The following is a 5,017-nucleotide window of genomic DNA, read 5'->3' as shown; positions in this document are numbered from 1 at the left end:
CTAGTTTCAATCAAATACTCGCAGGATAAGACGAAAGGGTTGCCCGGGTGTAATGAATTTTTCTGAAAAAATAGAGAATAGTTGAATAGAGTACTGATAATGAGAATAATAAAATTGTGAAAGTTTGGGAGTATCGTTCTGCCAAAAGGGACAAAATCAGCAGTGGCAACTAAAAGGGATGGCATTAGAAATCCAGCTCAGGACCCCAATTAAAAACAGCTACTAATGCTACGAGCGTTCAATAGTAATCACCAGAAATGATATCCCTAGGACTCAAACCTTCACCTTAAATCAAACCTCATACACCCTACCAGCGTCTCGCCTTTTTTCTCATATTTGTCCGTATGCAACGAGTCTTAATTTCTATCCTTTTTCTGGGCTGTGTGGCCTGCCAGCCCGCTTCCAAAGCGACGCAGGCGGAAGCAACTGATTCTACTTCGCAAGCTCCGAAGGCAAGTACAGATTCCTTATCGATTGACCTGGTGGCGTGGAAAGATAAGCTGGGGGCAACGGAATCAATTACCGTACCAAATGATCCCGTTTTTCACCGGACGAAACAGTTCGATGCCATACCCTTAGCTACGGTTTTGAAACAGATCCCGGCGTATACTAGCGTCAATACAGCCGAGACGCAGGTCGTTTTTGAATGCGAGGATGGCTATAATCCGTCCATGCCCCTGACGAAAGTACTCGGCAAAAAAGCGTATCTAGCCGTTCGGGACCACGATGCCCCCCAGGGAGAGGACTGGACGACCTTACAAAAAGGTCCGGAAACCAAGAAAATCGCTCCGTATTACATCTGCTATACCGACGTTCCGGGTGATGATGCTACCTATAAGTGGCCGTATAACCTGGTTAAAATTTCCCTGACCTCCGCTTCCAAAGAAACGCAAGCTCTGTTTCCGAAAGACGATGATTCCGTCGTCAAAGGGTACGGGTTGTTCAAAACGCATTGTTTAACCTGCCATGCTCTCAACGGCGTCGGGGGTACGCTTGGTCCCGAACTGAATTTCCCTAAAAGTGTAACGGAGTACTGGAAAACGGATGATTTGAAGGCCTTCATCGCTCACCCCGATCAGTACCGGAATAAGGTGAAAATGCCTACGCTGGGATTGGAAGCGAAAGAAATTAACGAAATTGTCGGTTACCTTTCCTACATGGCCAAACATAAATCCAAGTAGTTCAATCATTGAATACCTTCAACATGAAAAAAATTGTATTGACGAGTTTACTGGGACTAGGCGTTTTTTCAGTACAGGCTCAACAGGCCGAAGAACCTGCGATTCGGGCCGTCGTGGATCGGCTTTTTGAGGGAATGGCCAAGAAGGACACCAACCTTGTACGAAGTGTCTTTCATCCCTCAGCTCGCCTGCAAGCAACCTTCGTCAACGGCCAGGGGCAGCCTGTGCTAAAGAGTCAGAATATTGATGTCTTCGTCAAGGCTATTGGCTCGATTCCATCGGATACGAACGTGGAAGAACGTATAACGTCCTGTGAAATTCGCGTAGACGACCGGCTGGCGACGGCCTGGGCATTCTATGAATTTTACGCCAATAAGGAATTTAGTCACAAAGGAGTGGATGCTTTTCAATTCTATAAAACCGATCAGGGCTGGAAGATTATCCAGCTTAGCGATACGCGTAGAAAATAAAAACAGCTCCGGATTCATCGTCCGGAGCTGTTTTCTTATCGTCCTCTTGTCGCTTACATCATTCGGGTAAGTCGTCTCGATAGCAGGAACAGCAGTACCGCTGCTACGCCGGACATCACCACAAAAAGCAGGAAGAAGTCGTACAGACTCGCCATCTGATAGCCGAGGAAGTTAGTAATCTTACCCGCTTCAGGATAGTACGAACTCAGCGTACCCGCGAATTTATTGGCCGCTACGTTAGCCAGAAACCACACCGCCATCAGCAAAGAGCTGTACTTGGCCGGGGCCAGCTGGTTCACCAGTGACAGACCGATGGGAGAGAGGCAAAGCTCCCCAACGGAATGGAAGAAGTACAACGCAGCCAGATAGCCCGCACTTACTTTCACACCCGGTACCGGATCTTTCACGGCCGGTAACATAATCAGATAGCCAATAGCTAGTAACGTCAGACCAATCGCCATTTTGTAAGGCGAAGCGGGTTCAATACCCTTGTTACCCAGGTACGTCCAGATGGCGGCCATAACTGGGGCACAGGTGACGACGAAGAAGGGGTTGAAATTTTGGAACAATGCGGGGGGAATGGTCCAGCCAAACAACTGGCGATCCACCTGTTCATCAGCGAAAAACGTCAAGGAAGCACCGGCCTGCTCGAAAGCAGCCCAGAAGAAAATAACGAAGAACGAAACGATGTAAATAACAATCACCTGTTGCTTTTCCTTCGCATTCAGGGACTTATCCATCAGGATAAAAACCAGTGAACCGACGCCACCAATCAGCGGAAACCAAAGCAGAATCGGATACACGTTTACGTCAAACCATAACATGCCCAGGCCTACCACCAGCAAAACCGGCAACACCCAGTAGACCGACTTTACGGCGGGAGAGTTAACGGGCGTTTCACCTACGGGTTCACCTTTCCAGGTGACGAGGTACTTGATTTTTCCCCATTGAAAGACAACGGTACCTAGTAAAAGGGCAATGCTACAGGCCAGGAAAGCCCAGCGAAAATCTTCGGGCCGACCCGTATTACCCACCAGGGCACAAATCGTTTGTCCAATGAATGACCCCAGGTTAATCCCCATGTAAAAAATGGTATACGCCGCATCTTTCCGGCGGTCCGCCGGATCGTACAACGTCCCTACCATCGAAGAGATATTGGGTTTGAAGAATCCATTCCCAACGATCATCAGGCCTAACCCGATGTACAGCAGCATATCTCCGCCGGGTTGGTCATACATACTTCCCGAGCAGAACAGGAAAAACTGGCCCAGAGCCATGACCAATCCACCCACTAAAATCGAGCGACGGTTGCCCCAGTATTTATCCGCGATATACCCACCAATCAGGGGCGTTAGATAGACCAGTGACGTATAACCACCGTAGAAGTTAGACGCAAAGGCTTTGTCTTGCATCAACGCCTGCGTAAAGTACAGCGTAAGAACGGCTCGCATGCCATAGTAGCTGAAGCGTTCCCACATTTCCGTAGTGAAAAGCAAAAAAAGGCCCTGGGGGTGGCCTAAAATCCGTTTCGTCTGAGGCGGTTTAATAAATTCGGGCATCCGATTTCGTTTTGATGAATGAAGTTAAGTAAACTTTGGATTTCGTATAGACGTGTGCCGGGCAACCGCTACTTTACTAAAGCCGTTGAAAAAGCTTCTGGACAGCTTTAAATCAAGTGCAGGGTAATTCGTAGCACCCCAAATATAAACGTAGATTTGGGGCTTGCCAAATACAGCCATCCATGAAACTTACTGATACGCTTCTGAAATACCAAATTTCCTTTGCTTCCGTAGTACCCTTCGACTGGCAGCGTTTTCGCGTAAAAATTCTTGACTTTACTGCCGGAAATCAGGCTCTACAGCAACAGGAACTCGGCGATACGGCCGATTTTTCCCGCTTTGTTACGCAGGAAATCCAGGAAGCCGGAGCCCTATGCGGAGTCGGTGGCTATAACGAACACCGGGTTCTGTACCGGCGGAGTCCACATTTTCAGCAAACAACCGAACCCCGGGAAATTCACCTCGGAATCGATATTTGGGCCGAAGCAGGTACGCCCGTTTCCGCTCCGCTAACGGGTACCATTCATAGCCTACGGGATAACGCTAATTTTGGTGATTACGGTCCCACGATTATCCTGCAACACGAACTCGAAGGAACTCTTTTTCATACCCTGTACGGTCACCTCAGCCGTGCGTCGTTACGCGATAAAGTGCCCGGCCAAACCATTGCCGCGGGGGAGCCCTTTGCGGAATTCGGACCGTATCCGGAAAATGGCGACTGGCCGCCGCACCTGCATTTTCAGATCATTGAAGAGATGCAGGACTGGTCAGGCGATTATCCGGGTGTATGTAGCTTGTCGGATCGGACAATGTATCTGGCCAACTGCCCCGACCCCAACCTGATCCTTCGGATTCCGGGCCTGTAGGTAGCCCTTTTCCTACAACCATTCATCATACAGTTGAGCCCCGTTGCGAGGTTTGCCTGTAACTTTCCTATTCTACACCTTTCCCCCTTTCTGTCATGCTAAAACGCTTTTGTATGTGGGGGCTGGCCTTCTGGCTGAGCGTCCCCGCTTTCGCTCAGCTAAAACCGGAAGATGTCCAGTCGTTCACCCTGAAAAATGGAATGAAAATCTTCGTGCTGGAAGATCATTCGATTCCTAACGCGAACATGTATTTGTTCTGGAACGTCGGTTCGCGGAACGAAAAACAGGGCATCACCGGACTGTCGCACTTTTTCGAGCACATGATGTTCAACGGAGCCAAGAAATACGGTCCTAAGCAATTCGATCAGGTCATGGAATTCAACGGTGGGCAGAATAACGCCTACACCAGTCAGGACATGACCGTGTACACGGATTTTTTCCCGGCCACCGCCCTGGAATCTATTTTCGATCTGGAAGCGGATCGGATTCGGGATCTGGCTCTGGACCCCAAGATGATCGAGTCGGAACGCGGCGTGGTACATTCGGAGTACACCACCGGGCTGGAAAACAGCCCCGAAGAAGAACTGGATCAGGCGATGCTTTCGGTTGCTTTTTCCCAACACCCTTACATGTGGAGCGTCATTGGGTATGAGTCAGACATTCTGAACTGGAAACGGGAAGATCTGGTCAACTACTTTAAAACGTATTATGCCCCCAATAACGCCATCACCTTTATCGTCGGTGACGTCAAGCTGGCCGATGTCAAGCGATTGGCCGAGCAGTACTTCGAGCCCATTCCCGTACTGGCTCCGGCTCCTCCGGTCGTCCACAACAAAGAACCCGAGCAAAAGGGAGAACGCCGGGTAATGGTAAATCGGGACGTACCCTCGCCTTACGTACAGATTGCGTATCACGCCCCAGAAGCCCGACACCAGGATTAT

The 5,017-nt window shown here is 49.5% G+C and carries 5 protein-coding genes; 4 read left to right on the top strand and 1 reads right to left on the bottom strand.

Annotated features, from left to right (window positions below):
• Nucleotides 1-344: 344 nt before the first annotated feature.
• Both ACOJTG_RS07685 and ACOJTG_RS07680 read left to right on the top strand, forming a co-directional pair.
• Nucleotides 345-1,181 carry a c-type cytochrome gene (locus tag ACOJTG_RS07685; RefSeq protein WP_420153274.1) on the top strand — a complete coding sequence of 279 codons (837 nt, stop codon included), beginning with the start codon at nucleotides 345-347 and terminating at the stop codon, nucleotides 1,179-1,181.
• 23 nt (nucleotides 1,182-1,204) lie between these two features.
• The gene (locus tag ACOJTG_RS07680) at nucleotides 1,205-1,651 is read left to right on the top strand and encodes a nuclear transport factor 2 family protein (protein ID WP_420153273.1); all 447 of its coding nucleotides are present in this window, start codon (nucleotides 1,205-1,207) and stop codon (nucleotides 1,649-1,651) included.
• Nucleotides 1,652-1,704: 53 nt separating this feature from the next.
• Here the strand turns inward: ACOJTG_RS07680 and ACOJTG_RS07675 are convergent, their stop codons facing one another.
• Nucleotides 1,705-3,210, bottom strand: a complete 1,506-nt coding sequence (locus ACOJTG_RS07675; protein ID WP_420153272.1) for a peptide MFS transporter — start codon at nucleotides 3,208-3,210, stop codon at nucleotides 1,705-1,707.
• 182 nt (nucleotides 3,211-3,392) lie between these two features.
• Here ACOJTG_RS07675 and ACOJTG_RS07670 point away from each other — a divergent pair, with 182 nt between their 5' ends.
• Nucleotides 3,393-4,076 carry a peptidoglycan DD-metalloendopeptidase family protein gene (locus ACOJTG_RS07670; protein ID WP_420153271.1) on the top strand — a complete coding sequence of 228 codons (684 nt, stop codon included), beginning with the start codon at nucleotides 3,393-3,395 and terminating at the stop codon, nucleotides 4,074-4,076.
• 95 nt (nucleotides 4,077-4,171) lie between these two features.
• The coding region (locus ACOJTG_RS07665; protein WP_420153270.1) for a M16 family metallopeptidase at nucleotides 4,172-5,017 on the top strand (846 nt) is incomplete at its 3' end.

It is taken from the genome of Siphonobacter sp. (assembly GCF_048595215.1).
GTDB lineage: Bacteria > Bacteroidota > Bacteroidia > Cytophagales > Spirosomataceae > Siphonobacter.
Note: the sequence above shows the minus strand (reverse complement) of the source record. Positions and strands in the feature narration are given on the sequence as shown.